Annotated in this window: 15 protein-coding genes; 10 read left to right on the forward strand and 5 right to left on the reverse strand. The window is 59.2% G+C overall.

Annotated features, from left to right (window positions below; translation table 11 throughout):
* Window positions 1-26: 26 nt before the first annotated feature.
* The 4 genes from HNO79_RS07185 (at window position 27) to HNO79_RS07200 (ending at window position 4,508) form a co-directional block, all read left to right on the forward strand.
* On the forward strand, window positions 27-1,163 hold the full coding sequence (locus tag HNO79_RS07185) for an ABC transporter substrate-binding protein (protein WP_010516246.1): 1,137 nt from the start codon (window positions 27-29) through the stop codon (window positions 1,161-1,163).
* Complete coding sequence (locus HNO79_RS07190; RefSeq protein WP_200409159.1) at window positions 1,150-2,253, forward strand: FecCD family ABC transporter permease; 1,104 nt, start codon at window positions 1,150-1,152, stop codon at window positions 2,251-2,253. Before HNO79_RS07185 ends, HNO79_RS07190 begins: the two co-directional genes overlap by 14 nt.
* A complete protein-coding gene (locus HNO79_RS07195; protein WP_010516244.1) occupies window positions 2,250-3,032 on the forward strand; it encodes an ABC transporter ATP-binding protein in 783 nt (260 codons plus the stop codon). The genes HNO79_RS07190 and HNO79_RS07195 overlap by 4 nt, the downstream gene beginning before the upstream one ends.
* A 975-nt stretch (window positions 3,033-4,007) precedes the next feature.
* Window positions 4,008-4,508 (forward strand): MucR family transcriptional regulator, encoded by a 501-nt coding sequence (locus HNO79_RS07200; RefSeq protein ID WP_010516243.1) that lies wholly within the window; start codon window positions 4,008-4,010, stop codon window positions 4,506-4,508.
* Window positions 4,509-5,047: 539 nt separating this feature from the next.
* On the opposite strand, the gene HNO79_RS07205 is transcribed toward HNO79_RS07200, so the two are convergent.
* The 3 genes from HNO79_RS07205 to HNO79_RS07215 form a co-directional block, all read right to left on the reverse strand.
* Window positions 5,048-7,042, reverse strand: a complete 1,995-nt coding sequence (locus HNO79_RS07205) for a M1 family metallopeptidase (protein WP_214165064.1) — start codon at window positions 7,040-7,042, stop codon at window positions 5,048-5,050.
* A gap of 88 nt (window positions 7,043-7,130) precedes the next feature.
* The gene (locus HNO79_RS07210) at window positions 7,131-7,916 is read right to left on the reverse strand and encodes a sulfite exporter TauE/SafE family protein (protein WP_214165065.1); all 786 of its coding nucleotides are present in this window, start codon (window positions 7,914-7,916) and stop codon (window positions 7,131-7,133) included.
* Between the two features lie 551 nt (window positions 7,917-8,467).
* Window positions 8,468-9,457 (reverse strand): nucleoside hydrolase, encoded by a 990-nt coding sequence (locus tag HNO79_RS07215; RefSeq protein WP_214165121.1) that lies wholly within the window; start codon window positions 9,455-9,457, stop codon window positions 8,468-8,470.
* Between the two features lie 165 nt (window positions 9,458-9,622).
* On the opposite strand from HNO79_RS07215, the gene HNO79_RS07220 reads away from it, so the two are divergent.
* The 6 genes from HNO79_RS07220 (at window position 9,623) to HNO79_RS07245 (ending at window position 15,066) form a co-directional block, all read left to right on the forward strand.
* Window positions 9,623-9,877, forward strand: coding sequence for a hypothetical protein (locus HNO79_RS07220; RefSeq protein WP_042659009.1), 255 nt, complete (start codon window positions 9,623-9,625; stop codon window positions 9,875-9,877).
* Between the two features lie 206 nt (window positions 9,878-10,083).
* The gene (locus tag HNO79_RS07225) at window positions 10,084-11,259 is read left to right on the forward strand and encodes a cytochrome-c peroxidase (protein ID WP_338034400.1); all 1,176 of its coding nucleotides are present in this window, start codon (window positions 10,084-10,086) and stop codon (window positions 11,257-11,259) included.
* A gap of 51 nt (window positions 11,260-11,310) precedes the next feature.
* Window positions 11,311-11,619, forward strand: a complete 309-nt coding sequence (locus HNO79_RS07230; protein ID WP_232275950.1) for a hypothetical protein — start codon at window positions 11,311-11,313, stop codon at window positions 11,617-11,619.
* A gap of 68 nt (window positions 11,620-11,687) precedes the next feature.
* Window positions 11,688-12,974 (forward strand): Hsp70 family protein, encoded by a 1,287-nt coding sequence (locus HNO79_RS07235; RefSeq protein ID WP_214165066.1) that lies wholly within the window; start codon window positions 11,688-11,690, stop codon window positions 12,972-12,974.
* Window positions 12,975-13,339: 365 nt separating this feature from the next.
* The gene (locus HNO79_RS07240) at window positions 13,340-14,083 is read left to right on the forward strand and encodes a CDP-diacylglycerol diphosphatase (RefSeq protein WP_042659008.1); all 744 of its coding nucleotides are present in this window, start codon (window positions 13,340-13,342) and stop codon (window positions 14,081-14,083) included.
* 182 nt (window positions 14,084-14,265) lie between these two features.
* A complete protein-coding gene (locus HNO79_RS07245) occupies window positions 14,266-15,066 on the forward strand; it encodes an SDR family NAD(P)-dependent oxidoreductase (protein ID WP_214165067.1) in 801 nt (266 codons plus the stop codon).
* A gap of 21 nt (window positions 15,067-15,087) precedes the next feature.
* Here the strand turns inward: HNO79_RS07245 and HNO79_RS07250 are convergent, their stop codons facing one another.
* A complete protein-coding gene (locus tag HNO79_RS07250; RefSeq protein WP_200409166.1) occupies window positions 15,088-15,600 on the reverse strand; it encodes a DUF3574 domain-containing protein in 513 nt (170 codons plus the stop codon).
* A gap of 380 nt (window positions 15,601-15,980) precedes the next feature.
* Window positions 15,981-16,367 (reverse strand): VOC family protein, encoded by a 387-nt coding sequence (locus HNO79_RS07255; protein WP_200409167.1) that lies wholly within the window; start codon window positions 16,365-16,367, stop codon window positions 15,981-15,983.
* Window positions 16,368-16,480 lie beyond the last annotated feature (113 nt).

The following is a 16,480-nucleotide window of genomic DNA, read 5'->3' on the forward strand; positions in this document are numbered from 1 at the left end:
AGGACCTCACAGGTCGGAGTAAAGTGATGAGACGGATACTGGACAGCTGGCGCGTGCTGGCATGCGGGATGGTGACGGCCATGGGTCTGTCAGCGGTGATCCCCATGGCACGGGCCGAAACCGTGACCGACCTTGCGGGCCGCAAGGTGGATGTCCCGGCCAGTGTCCATCGCATCATCCTGGGGGAAGGGCGGCTGATCTACGCCCTTGCCCCGCTGGAAAAACAGCATCTTTTTGATCGGATCGTCGGGTGGCAGGGGGAATTCCGCGGCGCGGATACCCAGAGCTATGACCAGTACGTCGCAACCTTCCCGCAGGCTGCGAACGTGGCGCTGATCGGCAAGACCACGGCAGATACGGTCAGCCCGGAACGGGTTCTGGACCTGCACCCCGACCTTGCCATCCTGACGGTGTCCGGCCATGGACCGGGGGCGGCGAGCGAACTGGTCTCGCAACTGGAAAGCGCCCATGTGCCGGTCATCTTTGTCGATTTCCGCGCCGATCCGCTGCATGACACCGTCACGTCCATGCAGATACTGGGAAAGGTCCTGAATCGTGAACACGAGGCGGCGGAATACCTGGCCTTCTATCAGTCGCATCTTAAGCATGTGACCGACCGGGTGGCGTCGCTGCCGCAGGCGCAGCGGCCAAAGGTCTTTATCGAAATGCTGGCGGCCATGCGTGAAAGCTGCTGCCATACGGCGGGCAAGGGCAACATGGGGGCGTTCATTGACGCCGCCGGTGGCCAGAACATCGCTGCCCCGCTACTGCCGGGATATATCGGCGATATCGATCTGGAAAAAGTCATCTCCGCTGATCCCGACATCTATATTGCCGACGGCACCAAGGGACCGAAGGCCGCCGGGCCGGGCCTGCGCATGGGGGCGGAGGTCACGCCGGACGTCGCGCGCGCGTCCCTGCTGCGGGTGACGGAACGTCCGGGCATTTCCAGCCTGCGCGCGGTCACCACCGGGCATGATTATGGAATCTGGCATTCCTTCTATGATTCGCCATACAATATCCTCGCGGTCGAGGTCATGGCGAAATGGTTCCACCCCGACCTGTTTGGCGATCTGGACCCGGATGCGACGCAGAAGGAGCTGTATGCCCGTTTTCTCCCGGTCAGGCAGGAAGGGACCTTCTGGATCAATGCGCGTCCCTGATGATGACACCGTAACCGCGTTCCACGCCACTTCCCCCGACCTGTCGGATTTCGCCCGGCAGGTGCGCGGGTCCTACCGCATGCTGCTGCGGCGGCGTCTGGGGATTCTGGCGGTCATTGCCGGGTGTATCGTCGCATCGGTCGTGCTTGATTTCTGCCTTGGGCCATCGGGCCTGTCGGTGGGCGCGCTGATCCGCACGTTGCTGCACCCGCATGATGTCTCGGCGGGGCAGAGCGTCATTGTCTGGCAGATCCGCCTGCCATATGCGCTCATGGCCGTATGCGTCGGGGCGGCGCTGGGGCTGGCGGGGGCGGAAATGCAGACCGTTCTGGCCAATCCGCTGGCCAGCCCGTTTACGCTGGGGGTTTCGGCCGCGGCGGCGTTTGGCGCGTCCCTCGCCATTATCCTGCAATGGCGACTGCCCGGTGTGCCGGATGCGTGGGTGGTGTCGGCCGATGCCTTCGTGTTTGCCATCGGGTCCGTCCTGCTGCTGGATATGGTGTCGCGCAGGCGCAATGCAGGGACGGGAACCGTTGTGCTGTTTGGTATTGCGCTGGTGTTTGCGTTCCACGCGCTTGTGTCCCTGTTACAGTTTGTTGCCAATGAAGACGCGCTGCAGGATCTGGTGTTCTGGACCATGGGCAGCCTGACGCGGGCAACATGGCCCAAGCTGGGGCTGCTGGCGGCGGCCTGCGTTGTGGTGGCGCCGCTGTCCTTTCGCGCGGCATGGAAACTAACCGTGCTGCGCATGGGGGAAGAACGTGCGGCCAGCCTGGGGGTCGATGTGCCGCAGGTTCGGCGGGGCGCGCTGCTGCGGGTCAGCATCCTGTCGGCGCTGGCAGTGTCCTTTGTGGGGACAATCGGGTTTGTCGGGCTGGTGGCCCCCCATATCGCCCGTCGCCTGCTGGGGGAGGACCATCGTTTCTACCTGCCCGGCAGCATGTTTGTCGGTGCGCTGGTTATGTCGCTGTCTTCGGTGGCGGCGCGCAACATCATGCCCGGTGTGGTGATCCCCACGGGTATCGTTACGGCTCTGGTCGGTATTCCGTTCTTCCTTGCCATTGTCCTGCGCCGGCAGGGGCTGTCATGACCGGCGGCCTGTTTGCGGAACATGTGACCGTCAGATACGGCCGGCGCATCGTTCTGGATGACCTGACGGCAGGACCGTTCCCCAGGGGCAGGGTGTCGGCCCTGCTGGGACCCAATGGTAGTGGCAAGTCCACCCTGCTGCGTGCCATGGCGGGACTGGGGGAGGCGACGGGACGGGTCATGCTGGGTCCGGACGAGCTTTCAGGCATGTCGCTGGCGCAGCGCACACGGCGTTGCCTGTACCTGCCCCAGACCCTGCCGGCCACCGTGCACCTGCAGGTACTGGAATCCCTGCTTGCGGCCCAGAACGCCACGGGTGTGATGCCGGAAGTCACGGGCAGCGACGAAATTGACGCGGCCCTGCACATGCTGGACATATTCGGCATAGCGGATCTGGCCATGCAGTATATGGATGAACTGTCGGGCGGCCAGCGTCAGCTTGTGGGGCTGGCGCAGGCATTGGGGCGGCATCCGGATGCCCTGTTACTTGACGAACCTCTCAGTGCGCTGGACCTGCATCATCAGTTTGCCGTCATGGATGTACTACGTCGTGAGACCGAACGGCGTAACATCGTGACGGTCATGGTGCTGCATGACCTGAATATTGCCGTGCGCATGACGGATTACGATGTCATCCTGCGCAATGGTAAAATTATTGCAGCCGGCCCTCCACTCGATGTCATTACGCCTGATACACTAAGCCAGACCTATGACATTGTTGCCCGTGTTGAAACGTGCAGTCGTGGACTGCCGCATGTCATGGTGGACGGGCTAAGCTAGGGATTCCGTTGTTACGGAAACGGGCAGGGGAAAGGCAGGATGTGGGCGCATCCTGCCTTCTGTTTATTTATGCGCAATAATCATATAATTGTTACAAATAATGTAATATTCCTGAACACATTCTGTTGGCCGGGTGCCGCGGCATGGGTGATGTCACATAAATCTGAATGACGGGCGGGGCGGTTGGACAGGTATACAACTGATGCGTGTATTACTTGTATATGATTTCTGACCGGGATTAATGCCGGCTCTGTCATTTATGTAATAACACACGCCATGACCGGAATGCGCCATAAGTGGTGCAGGCCGTCCGCGATGATGTCCATATTTATATGTATATGGATATGTCAGTATGGCCCATCCTGGATGTCGTTATTTTAATATGTAATAACTGAATGGTTTACGTCTGGATGTTGTGATAACTTCGGGCCGTAGCATTGAAATCAAATGAAAGAAAAGAAATTTCCATCATCCGTCAATGTGGCTGATGGCATGATATTCACTTTACATGATATTGAAAATAAACGGACTTCTGTCGATATGAAAAATTTTCCTTTTTTATATTGATTCTGGCATTTTGTTTTCATTCCGGATCGTTTATTACAGCAATCGTATAGGGAATTCCGGCTGCATTTTTTATATGATGTATTTGTAAAATAATGAAAATTCATTAACAAAAATTAGTAAAATTCGAAGTTGCGATAAATCTGTTCAATGGTTCCAGAGAAAAAATTGCATATCCTGCATGAATGCGATAATGGACGAGGTTATTGGCGTGTAATCAGGCGTGTGGGAACATGTGGACACACTGATATGCAACCTGTGCTGGCGTTGGTCGTGTGTGCGCCTGTAATGGGGGATATATAAAAAATACGCGGCAGAAGGCTATTATTGTGGTTGCATAATAGACACATGATTATTACTGATAGGGGAGAGAGGTCCCCGGACATCAATCGACAGAGGAAAGACCAGACATTGGATAATAAAGATCTTCCGCATACCGAACTGGTATCCATGACGACAGAGATCGTGGCGGCGCATACCAACCATAATACCGTTGGCATTGAGCAGATCCCCACCCTGATCGAAACGGTTTATACTGCGCTGAAGGGGTTGGGCGTGGAAAAGGCGGTCGAACCCGCCCCGCTTCAGCCTGCAGTGCCGATCAAGAAATCAGTATTTCCTGATTACGTGATCTGTCTGGAAGATGGCAAGAAGCTGAAAATGCTCAAGCGCCACCTGCAGACAGCGTACGGCATGACCCCCGAACAGTATCGTGAAAAATGGGGCCTGCCCGCCAATTATCCGATGACCGCGCCCAACTATGCCGCGCATCGTTCGTCCCTGGCCCAGAAGATCGGTCTGGGTCGCAAGGTCGTGGCGGAACCGGAAGCCCCCCCTGTGGAAGCTGCCCCGGCAAAGCCTGCCCGCAAGACCCGGCAGCGCCGTAAGAAAGCTGCTGACGCAGAAGCATAATATCAGACGTTATGACATAATAAATGCCCAGCCTGTTCGCAGGCTGGGCATTTATGTTTGTGGGGAATGGAAAAGAAAATTTCTCATATGTAATGACAAAGGAAAAGGCGCGCCCTTCCACTTGCCCATGTTGCATGTGGCCGGTTTTGTGGTGTCCGTCTTGGCAGCATGGCTTCATGTCCAGATTTCATGCACATGGAAGAAACGCCAGTAGACAGGGCAGGGCAGCCGATCTGTTTTGTTGAACTATCAATGTAACGATATGATACGCCATATATGGCTTTTCATTTTTGTGTTGTCCTCCATTATATATGGCGATCAGGCGGATGGAACCGGGACCATTCATTGGTCGAAAACTATCTTGAAAACCTGTTTACAAAATGATCGTCCAGATAGGATGAAGAGTTCCGGCGACGCCTGTTTCAAAGCATTGGAGAGCACCGCTTCCTGAAAAATGCGACGTCTGAGATTTTCATCAAGATCCATGGTCAAATATCGTCACAGGTCATGCGCACGCAGTTCCGCGTGGGATGACGGCTTTACTTCATGCTGCGTATATTATTCGCGCGGTCCGGTTCGGGCAGGGTATGGTCCGGGTCAAGAACAGCCCGAAGGACGGGCGGGCCACCGGGAAAGGTCACCGTAAGCGTATCCGTCTGGTGCCAGCTTTCGGTGGGGATAACCTGATCGGCATGCGTACCATCATCATATTCCAGCCGTAGCGTTATTGGCAGCATGAGCCGACCCAATGTGCGTATGCTGACCTGCGTACCCTGCTGGGCGTCATTATTGATATAGGACAAATCGGACACTGCATAATCGGGCCAGTCATTTTCAAAATACCAGCCGCGCCAGAACCAGCCCAGATCTTCCCCGCTTTCACTTTCCATTATCCGGAAAAAATCCGATGGCGTCGGGTGGCGGTATGCCCATGCCTGAATATATCGCCGAAAGGCGGTATCGAACCGCTCGGGACCAAGTATCTGCTCACGTAGCAGCACAAGTCCATATGCGCTTTTGAAATATGAAACCGAATGCCGGTATTTTTCCGGTACCAGTTCTGCTGCTGTCATAAGGGGCGGTGCTTGCGGGTCCGTCAGGACAGGAATGATGTCATCCGCAGGTCGGCCGGTTTGTGGTGCGAATTCCGGGTCCTGTTTCGGGGCGTATTCCCCATGGTTGAAATGTCGGGATGCGTAGGCGTCAATGAAAGTATTGAATCCTTCATCCATGAATGCATAACGTCGCTCGTTGCTGCCCACGATCATGGGAAACCAGCCATGGCCGAGTTCATGGGTGGTAATCCAGAACAATGCTGCATCACGGTCTTTCCACCCGTCAAAGACAATACCCGGATATTCCATGCCTGCCCCATGCCCGCCGACATTGATGGCATTGGGCCAGGGGTAGGGGAACCATTGGCGGGAAAAGTATTCAATGGCATGCCGGACGTATTCGGTGGAACGGTCCCATGCCTGAGGGCCGCGCCCCGCGCGTGGGTAAACCGACATGGCCAGACGTGGCGCAGGCGGCATGCCGGGGGCGGGGCGAACGGGCGGCAGGTCCATTCGCGCCGCGTCCCACATAAAGGCAGGCGACGCGGCAAAGGAAACGTCGCGCGTGTTTTCCATGTGGAAATGCCACGTCTTTTCCCCTGCATGGGCCAGATGGCTGTCGGGGGCGGTCACGTCCTGCGCCGTGCGGATCATCACGGCTGCGCGGCTGCGGGCGGCCTGCGCCAGGCGCCCGCGTTCGGTCCGGGTCAGGACAGCGGCAGGGTTGAGCAGCGCGCCCGACCCCACCACCGTGAAATTCCACGGCACTGTGACCGCATAATCAAAATCACCGTATTCCAGATAGAACTCCTGCCCCAAATACGGCAGCGTGTCCCAGCCACGATGGCTGTCATAAACGCACATGCGCGGATACCACTGGGCGATTTCATATATGTCGCCATCCTCGGTTGGCGTTACCGCCGTGCGGCCGCCCCATGGCCCGGGGATGGTGTAATGCCAGCGGATGCGCAGGCGCAGCCTGTGTCCATGTGGCAATGGCGCACCGGGCAGGGCAAGCCGCATGCGGGTGTCGGATATATGGGGCTGGAGCGGTATTTCGTGTCCTTCATGAAGGATGGCGACTGAATCGAGTGTAACCCCGTCGGTCGTGCGCGCGTGGCGTTCGGGGTTGACGAAGCTCGCGCGGGAATGGGGGCGGTATATGTTTTGATCCAGTTGCAGCCACAGCGTATCAAGGCTGTCGGGACTGTTGTTGGTATAGGTCAGGGTTTCCTCCCCCGACAGGGCATGGGTGGGCGTGTCGATCCGCGCATGGATCACGTAATCCGCCCGGTTTTGCCAGTAATCCGGCCCTGGCAGGCCGGAACCCGAGTTATAGCGTGTCGGGGCATCCGGCAGGGTCAGGGTGTCAAAGATCCGTCGCATCTCCATTGCGGACACATCGGACGCCGCCTGTGCCCACCCCACACAGCAGTAGCCCATGCTGATGAGGATGAGTGCGTATTTTCCATATGCCATTCCCGTGCCTCCCGCCTGCCATGGTTGCGGCACGGTAATGGATTACGTCCCGGGTGCAAGATCCTGCCCCCGATACGTGTGGGTACCGTCAGACGACCTTCAGCCCGACGATCACAAGGATCGCCGCCAGGATGAACCGCTGCGCCCGATCGGGAACCAGTCCGATGCACAGGCTGCCCAGTATGATGCCCGGTATGGAACCACACAGAAGCGAGGTCAGCAGCGCGACATCGATATCCCCGATCCACCAGTGCCCCATGCCTGCGATCGCTGTCAGCGGCACGGCGTGGGCAATATCGGATCCGACCAGCCTGCGGAGCTCCAGCCTGGGATACAGAAAGATCAGCGCCGCCATGCCGATGGCCCCGGCTCCCACGGAAGACAGCGTGACCATGATCCCCAGCACCGCGCCCAGCAGCGTGGTCAGCCGACCGGTCATGGCGGGGGATACGCTGCCTGCCTTCTGTCGCGACAGGGTCTGCAGCCGCTGGCGGAACAGGACGCTGGGCGCGGTGATCAGCAGGGCGATGCCCAATGCCACGGAAATCACATGCGTCACCTGTGCCGAAGGACTGCCGGCCCAGTGCAGCATGCCGATTGTCAGTATGGTGGCGGGTATGCTGCCCATGGCCAGCCGCCCCACCACGCGCCATTCCACGGACTGGCGGCGGCCATGGGCCAGCGTGCCCACCGTCTTGGTCAGGGCCGCATACAGCAGGTCCGTACCGACAGCTGATTGCGGATGCACCTTGAACAGCAGGATAAGCAGGGGCGTCATGAGCGACCCGCCCCCCACGCCCGTCATGCCGACAAGGAAACCGACACCCAGGCCGGAAAGCACGTAAAGCAGGTTGATCGATTCAGGCAGATGCATGGCGTTCGGGCTTCATGGCTTGATGGTCATTGATCAGGGGTGTCGTCCATCCAGCAGGGAAAGGGCCGTCTGCCCTGTCGGTTTCTGATCGCTGCATATGCAAATTACACCAAAAAATAAGTGCTTTTCGGCACTTCTCCACGATTGTTTATGTGTAATTTTCCGTAAGCACAAGGCCGAACGGTGATACGGAGGGTCCATATTTTTGCACATAACCCGTGCAAATATGAAAATCCCACGTTTCGCGCACATGTCGGGGCATATCACGCGGGCAGGCAGCAAAAGCCGATGTGGCACGGCCATGAACCGCTGCCGGGCTTTTCCATATGATGATGGGGGAAGGGAGCCGATGCGTCCGGCTGAACGTATTGTTATCAGGTCAGGTGGGAATACGCTCCCCGTGGCGGCAGCAGGTGCGGGGCCACGCCTGCCCATACCGCATGGGGCAGGATACCGGACTATTCTCTGGTAACGCCGTTTCGGAACGTTTCATGGGGCGCCGCCTGCCTGGCGGAAGGGGGCGCCCTGAAACATGCGATCCGGAATGGCCGTCAGGGCAGGCGCGCCAGGTGATCGGCCAGCAGGGACCACAGGCCATCGCTGTCCACATGCCTCAGGAAACGGGCATTTACGGGCCGATCGGTCACGTGCCACCAGTCCACGGCCGTGGCGCCCTGCATCAGTGGACCATCGACCACCACCGATACATTGACCTCCCGCCCCGAAAACAGGTCGGGTGCCAGCAGCCAGCCAATGGTGCAGGGATCGTGCAGGGGCGCGCCCTCCCAGCCATATTTTTTCAGGTCAAACCGTTCGGAAAAGCCCAGCATGCTGGCCGCTGCCTGCGCGCACCGCCCCGGCATGGCGCGCAGTTGTGCCAGACGGGGTGGTGTGACCAGGAACTGATGCGTTACATCCAGCGGCAGCAGCGTCAGCGGGATCTGGCCGTGCAATACGATATCGGCGGCGTCGGGATCGGCGAACATGTTGAATTCGGCATTCGGGGTAATATTGCCGCATTCGGAATAGGCCCCGCCCATGGCGACGACCTGTTCCACCCGCTGCGCGATATCCGGCGCCTTGACCAGCGCCATGGCAAGGTTGGTCATGGGACCCAGCGTGACCACCGTTATGGTGCCGGCAGGGTGCGCGCGGATCGTGTCGATCAGGAAATCTACCCCGTGCTGTGCCTGTAGCGCGATGGTGGGGGCGGGCAGGACGGGGCCATCCATGCCGCTCTGGCCATGCACATGCTCGGCGGTGATGGGGGGGCGACGCAGCGGGCGTGCGCAGCCCGCATAAACCTTTATGTCCCTGCGGTCCGCCAGTTCCAGGATCTTGCATGCATTGGTTGCCGTCTGCGCGACCGGCACGTTGCCCGCCACGCTGACAATCCCCAGCACCTCAAGGTGGGGAGACGCCAGCGCCAGCATGAGGGCAATGGCATCATCCTGACCGGGGTCGGTGTCTATGATGATTTTACGCCTGTTTTCGGGCAATGATCGTCTCTCCTGAAATAAGCCGGTCGATACTATGTCCATCATGGCCCCGTGTCAGCCCGCGGGACATGGATCAGCCATCATATCATGGCGGAGGTCAGTTTCCCCGCGCTGTCCCGCGCGGTCATGGGCTGAAAATATCCCCGCTGCGGCGAAACCCGTTTTCATCGTGCCCGTTGCATGCTGACCCATGAATGGAGACATGCCATGTTCATGATTGAGGAAACGGGAACACCACTGGATACCATTCCCTTCCGGCCTGCTTCGGTCGTGCCGCGCCCCCCCATCGATGATCCGGGCCATGACCCCGGGCAGGGTGAACCCGATGAGAAGGAGCCGCTGGACCTGCCCGAAGATCCCGGCCCGGATTATGATGAGGAAGAACCCATTGATCCGGACAAGGATGGACTGGTCGAACCATTGGAACCCGATGAGGAAGACGAAGGCCCCGTGGCGGACTGAACCGGCATGCTGGCGTGGGCTGCTCCGTTAAACGGGAAAGGGTTTTGACTTGATGGTTGGCGCATCGTAACATCGCGGCCTGCGTCATCCGGCCCTCCGGCCCCTGACGCCACGGCAACGGAGAGCGGAAACAGGTGCCTTCCCTGACATATCGGGTCATGTCACGCTGGACCTGCCTGTTGCCCATCCTTCTGGTGCTGTTGTCCATGCTCCTGCCCGATGCCGGTGGGCGGGCTGACGAAATTGTGGCCCTGTCGCGCCCGCAGGCACGTGCACGGGCGCAGGCCATGGCCACGCTGGGCCGGGACATGTTCCATGACCCGCGGCTGTCCTCATCGGGGCGCATGGCCTGTGCGTCCTGTCATGCGGACGGGCACGCCTTTGCGCAGGCCAATGACAGATCCGTGCAGGCTGGCGGCCATCGTGCCGTGCCGTCCCTCAAATACCTGCAGGACGTACCCCAGTTTACCGAGCATTTTTATGACTCGGAAGATGAAGCCGATGAAAGTATCGATAACGGCCCCACCGGCGGCCTGACGTGGGACGGCCGCGCCGACACCGTTCAGGCGCAGGCGGGCATCCCCCTGCTGTCGCCCTATGAAATGGCGAATGCCAGCAGGGCGGACGTGGTCCGCAGGGTCTGGGCCGCAGGCTATGGTGCACGCCTTGACGCACTGCTGCCGGCCGATAGCGATACGGATGCCCGCTTCGCGATGGTGGTGGAAGCCCTTGCGACCTACCAGCAGGATGAACGGCTGTTTTATCCATACACCAGCAAATACGACGCGGTACTGGCGGGCCGGGCACGACTGTCCGCCCACGAAGCACGCGGGCTGCGTCTGTTTGAGCAGGAAGACAAGGGAAACTGCGCATCGTGCCATATCAGCGCGCCGGGGCATGATGGCACGCCCCCGCAGTTTACCGATTACGGCTTTATCGCCCTTGGTGTGCCGCGTAATATGCATATCACGCTGAACCGTGATCCCGGCTATTTTGACCTGGGGTTGTGCGGTCCCGACCGCACGGACCTGCGCGACCACCCGGAATATTGCGGTCTGTTTCGCACGCCATCGCTCCGCAACGTGGCGACGCGACGGGTATTTTTCCACAATGGCGTCATGCATTCCCTGCGGCAGGCCGTGGCGTTTTATGCCCTGCGGGATACGCGGCCGGGGATGTGGTACCCGACCGGCGCGGATGGTCGAGTGCGCATGTATGATGATCTGCCTGCGCAGTATCATGACAACATCAACATGGACCCGCCCTTTGGGCCCCGTCCGGGCAACAGGCCGGCGCTGTCGGATGCTGAAATTGATGATATCGTTGCGTTCCTGCGCACCCTGACCGATGGCTACATCCAGCCCGAAGGCAGAACGCCGTGAACGTCTGTCATCCAGCCCGCCCCGGCGCGTTGGGGCCGGTGGCATGCGCGTGTGGCTTCCAACCCGCGCGGTCTTGGGGTACAGCAGGCCGGTCGGGGGTACCGGCGCACGGGACAGGCGAGGGATCGTATGATGGAACAGAAACTCCGGGAAATTAACGGCGGCCGGACGCTGCTGATGAACGCGGGCGCTTTTTTCTGTGTCGTGGCGATGCTGGGGATCGCAAACCTGATCTGCCGCTTCGTGCTGCATACGGATGTGGTGTTCCTCATGCCGTGGCTGCTGGCGGCTACGGGGCTTTTTTTCTTCCTGCCTGCGCTCATGCTCTGGCTCATGACGGGAAAGCCGTCGGGGTCCTGAATGCAGAAGGACCACAAAACGCCCGCCAGCCGATGGACATGCGCACGGCACATGCCTATTGAGGCGGTATGTCTTCCATCGGATCCAATCGGGGCGTCAGGCTCGGCATAGATTTCGGCACGACCAACACTGTCGTGGTCCTGCTTGATGCGCAGGGGCGGCCATATCCCGCGCGGTTTTCCTTTCCTCATCATCCGCCTTCCGAAACCTGCCGCACCCTTTTGTGCCTGTGGCGGGAGGAGGGGGTGCCGGGTCGATCCGCCCTGCATGAAGCGATCGGGGCGGCGGCAATCGACGCCTATCTGGAAGACCCGGCGGACAGTCGGCTGATCATGTCCATGAAATCCTATCTGGCGCAGGCATCATTCCGTCAGACCCGCCTGATGGGACAGGTCATGACGCTGGAAATGCTGATCGCCAGTTTCCTGACATGCCTTACGCGCACGCTTGGCATCGACCCGGCCGATGTCACGGCCACGGTGGGCCGCCCCGTGCATTTCGCGGGCGAACGGCCCGATGATGCACTGGGGGAGCAGCGCCTGCGCGACAGTTTCCGCGCGGCGGGATTCCACCATGTTGACGTGGCGCTGGAACCCGAGGCGGCAGGCTGGCATTTCGCACGACGGCTGGATGCGCCCGCAACCGTGCTGGTTGGCGATTTTGGCGGCGGCACCAGCGACTTTTCCATCCTGCGCTTTGATCCCGCCAACCTGCGCCACGCCACGCCGCTGGGCTATGCCGGTGTCGGCATTGCGGGCGACCAGTTCGATTACCGTATCATCGACAATGTCATTGCGCCGGAACTGGGCCGCCATTCCACCTATCGCGTCATGGGGGGGCAGCCGCTGCCGGTTCCGGCCGAATGGTATGCAAGCCTTGGGCGCTGGCACCGCCTGGCGCTGATGCGCACCCCCCAGACATTGCGTGATATCGCCGATGTCGCCCGCACCGCGTCCGAACCCGACAGGCTGCGCGCGCTGATGAACATTATTGATGACCAGCAGGGGCAGGCGCTGTACCGCGCGGTGGGGGCGGCAAAACGGGACCTGTCTACTGCCGACCGGGCGGTGCTGCGGTATGACCACCGTGACGTGCACATAAATCGTGAAATCACGCGCGCGGAATTCGAAGGCTGGATTGCCCCCGATCTGAAGCAGTTTGATGATGCGGTGGGGCTGGCGCTGGAACGGGCGCAACTGCCTGCTACCGCGATTGACCGGGTCTTCCTGACGGGTGGTACATCGTTCGTGCCCGCCGTGCGCGACCTGTTCAACCGACGGTTCGGGGCGGAGCGGGTGGATACCGGAAATGAATTCGTATCAGTTGCCGAAGGGCTGGCCCTGATCAACGCCTGAAGATGAAATGAAATCATAAAGGTTTTTTGGTGAGGCTCTGTGCAAAAAGCTTCAGGACATGTCACCTTGCCGAAAAAAACGTTCCGCCGAATTCTCCATGAATTTGTGGGCCATCCTGATCGGCTGCTGTCGTCTCCGGCATCCAGGAACAGTCATAATCCGCCCCGTCAGTGACCGTATGATCCGCGTCTTCATGAAGGGGAGAGAGTATGCCATGATTGGGCTGAAGGTCGGCGGTATTATCAATCCCATGGTGGCAGTGGGATGCGTGTGTGACAGCCCGTTTTCTGTCATGCCGTCCAGCTATGTCGCGACGGGCCGGAAAATGGGGGCATGTGCATGCGGGCTGAAGGCGGGGAAACGGGATGAAGAAGATCACATGGGCAATCGGTATCATGGCCGGGGCACTGGTCTGTGGCTGTATTGCCCGTGCCGGTAGCTCCCCCGATGTGCTGTGGCATATCGTGCACGAAAAATGCGCGGTGCAGGCAAATGCCGGACCGTGTGAGGAAACCGATACGCATGCCGGCTACGCCGTGCTGAAGGACCGTGTCGGGGTGGGGCAGTACCTGGTGATCCCGACGCAACGGGTCACGGGTGTGGAAGATCCCCTTGTTACGCGTCCGGATGCGCCGGACTACTTTGCCTATGCATGGCGGCAGACGGCCCGTGTCAATGGCAGGCTACCCCATCCGCTGCCGCCAGAGGATATGTCCCTGGCCATCAATTCGGCCTACGGGCGCAGCCAGAACCAGTTGCATATCCATGTTGACTGCATCCGTCCCGATATCAAGGTGGCGCTGCACTGGGCATCGCCACGTCTTGGGCGCGACTGGACTGACCTGCCACTTGCCGGGCATGCCTATCGTGCCCGTCTGATCAGTGTGGGGGACCTGTCGGGTGCGCGGCCCTTCGGGTTGCTTGCGCACGATCTGGCGGACCCGGCACGGGAAATGGGACAGCATACACTGGTGATTACCGCCGTCAGGCAGCCCGATGGGCAGACGGCTTTCGTGATGCTGGATGACCGTGTTGATATTGCCCATGGTGATCTTGCGTCAGGCGAAGAACTGCAGGACCATGAGTGCCGGATACAGCATTTTCCCTGATCCCGCAGGGCATGAATTTTATGCAGACAACCAGATAGGTCCTGTTCAGATTTTCCTATAGTCGGCGCGCAGGGAACCCGTTAGGGCAGGAAGCCATTGTACTGTCCGGGCCGGGTAAGGCAGGACAGGCGTGCTGTCGTTTCTTTCTTCAATCCGGACCCGTTGTGACCAAGGAAATACATATGTCTGGTGTTCCCCTTTCATTTTCAGGAAAAGTAGCAGTGGTGACCGGCGCCGCAGGCAATATCGGCCTGGCGGTGGCGACCCGCCTGGCCAGTCAGGGCGCTGATCTGGCGCTGCTGGATGTTGATGCGGCCAAGCTGGAACAGGCGCGTGCGACACTGCTTGAACATGACGTGCGCATTAATATCTATACCTGTGACGTAACGGATGATGAACAGGTCCGGCAGACGGTCGAAACCGTTGTGGCGGAACTGGGACAGATCGATTTTCTGTTCAACAATGCCGGTTATCAGGGCGCTTTCGCCCCAATACAGGAGTATCCCGCAGCCGACTTCGCCCGCGTCATGCAGATCAACGTATGCGGCGCGTTCCATGTGCTCAGGCATGTTTCACGGCATATGGTCGCGCGTAAATCTGGCGGGATCATCAATACCGCCAGCATGGCAGGCGTGCAGGGACCGCCCAACATGGCGGCGTACGGGGCATCCAAATTCGCCATTATCGGCCTGACCGAAGTGGCGGCAAAGGATCTGGCCCCATACAATATCCGTGTTAACGCCATAAGCCCCGCCTTCATGGGGCCGGGCTTCATGTGGGACCGGCAGGTGGAACTTCAGGCGAAGGCCGGAAGCCAGTATTTCTCCACCGATCCCAAGGAAGTGGCGCAGCAGATGATCGGCAGCATCCCTATGCGGCGCTATGGCAACATTAACGAAATTCCCGGCGTGGTGGCGTTCCTGTTCAGTGATGATTCCAGTTACATGACCGGCGTCAACCTGCCCATTTCCGGCGGTATCTGACCGGTCAGTCCCGGCAGGCTGTCAGAACGAACTGCAGCCTGCCGTAATGGACAGTCCAACGGACTGCTGCTGGAAACGGGTGGTATAGGCCTGCCGGATGGCCGCGATGCGGTCGGACAGGTCAGGGATCTGTGGGGTGACAATCCAGATGATATGGCTCGGTTCATGCCCGACCCGTCCGGTTTCACGATCCTGCCACTGTCCATCTGCCTGAAACACCGACAGCCCGGCGGGAAAACGCGGCGTTACAGTATCGCGCAGGAAATCATTCCATTCCTGTTTCGTAATTTTTTTACCGTGCGGGCGATACATCCCGAACATAAGCGATACCCGCAGGCCCATCTGGCCATGTACCGCAGTACAGGTCGATCCCAGCATGTCGGGTGCGGCGGCAGGCGGGGCCGCTGTCGGCAGGGTACGTGCCATGGTGGCGTGTGCCCATCCTGGTATCGCCAGTGCCGCAAGCACGACCGGCATGAAGCGCCGGTTATGCCGCCGCGGTGACATGATGGATGGAACGGTCTGGCGCGTCATTGTCTATTCCGATGTTATTCAAGGGCTTGTTACGGGAACAGGATAATATGTCCTGCGTCCCTTGACCAGAGTATCGGGATGACGCAACCCATCCTGATAGTGCATGGGTTCTTTTCCACCAGCGGATGGTCATGCCTCTGTTTCATGCACGTCGGGGCATGCACGGCGGACATGGGATCACGATATGTCCGCTCAGTACCTGTTTCAAAAGACGAATAATGAACAGTCCACACGTCCTGAAGAGATGTATGGTGAAGGTTTTTCAAATATCTCCAGAAAACGTCGCCTTATAAAAAGAATGGCGACGCCCGGAAACCTTCATATTTCATCACTATGTTATTTTTTTATGCCTCTTTCCCCAATGCAGGGACCATATGGCGTTATGCTGGCGGCACGCGATACATGGCGCACAGCTTGTTACCGGTCGGATCGCGCAGATAGGCAAGATAGAGGTCGCCTGATTCATGGTGACGGATGCCCGGCGGGTCTTCGCACGTTACACCGCCATTGGCCACGCCCGCTGCATGCCACGCGCGCACGGCGTCTTCCGAACGGGCGTGAAGGCCGATCGTCCCGCCATTGGCGGCGGTTGCAGGCTGGCCATTGACCGGTTTGGTCACGATCAGGCGGCCGGTGCGATCGGCATAGACCAGACGCCCCTTGGCATTGATTTCCGACGGCGGCACATCGAGGGCTTCAAAGGTGCTGTCATAGAATTTTTTCGAGGCTTCAATATCGTTCGAACCGATGACGATATGGGTAAACATGAAAGTTTCCTCTGTTCTGTCCGGATGTGATCATGGCATAGCCCACGACGGGGCGGCAACCGCGTCACGGCGGGGAATAGGCATGGACCGGGGAGCAATTTTTTGTAACAATA

Origin of the sequence: Komagataeibacter oboediens (assembly GCF_018491655.1) — a bacterium.
Classification (GTDB): domain Bacteria; phylum Pseudomonadota; class Alphaproteobacteria; order Acetobacterales; family Acetobacteraceae; genus Komagataeibacter; species Komagataeibacter oboediens.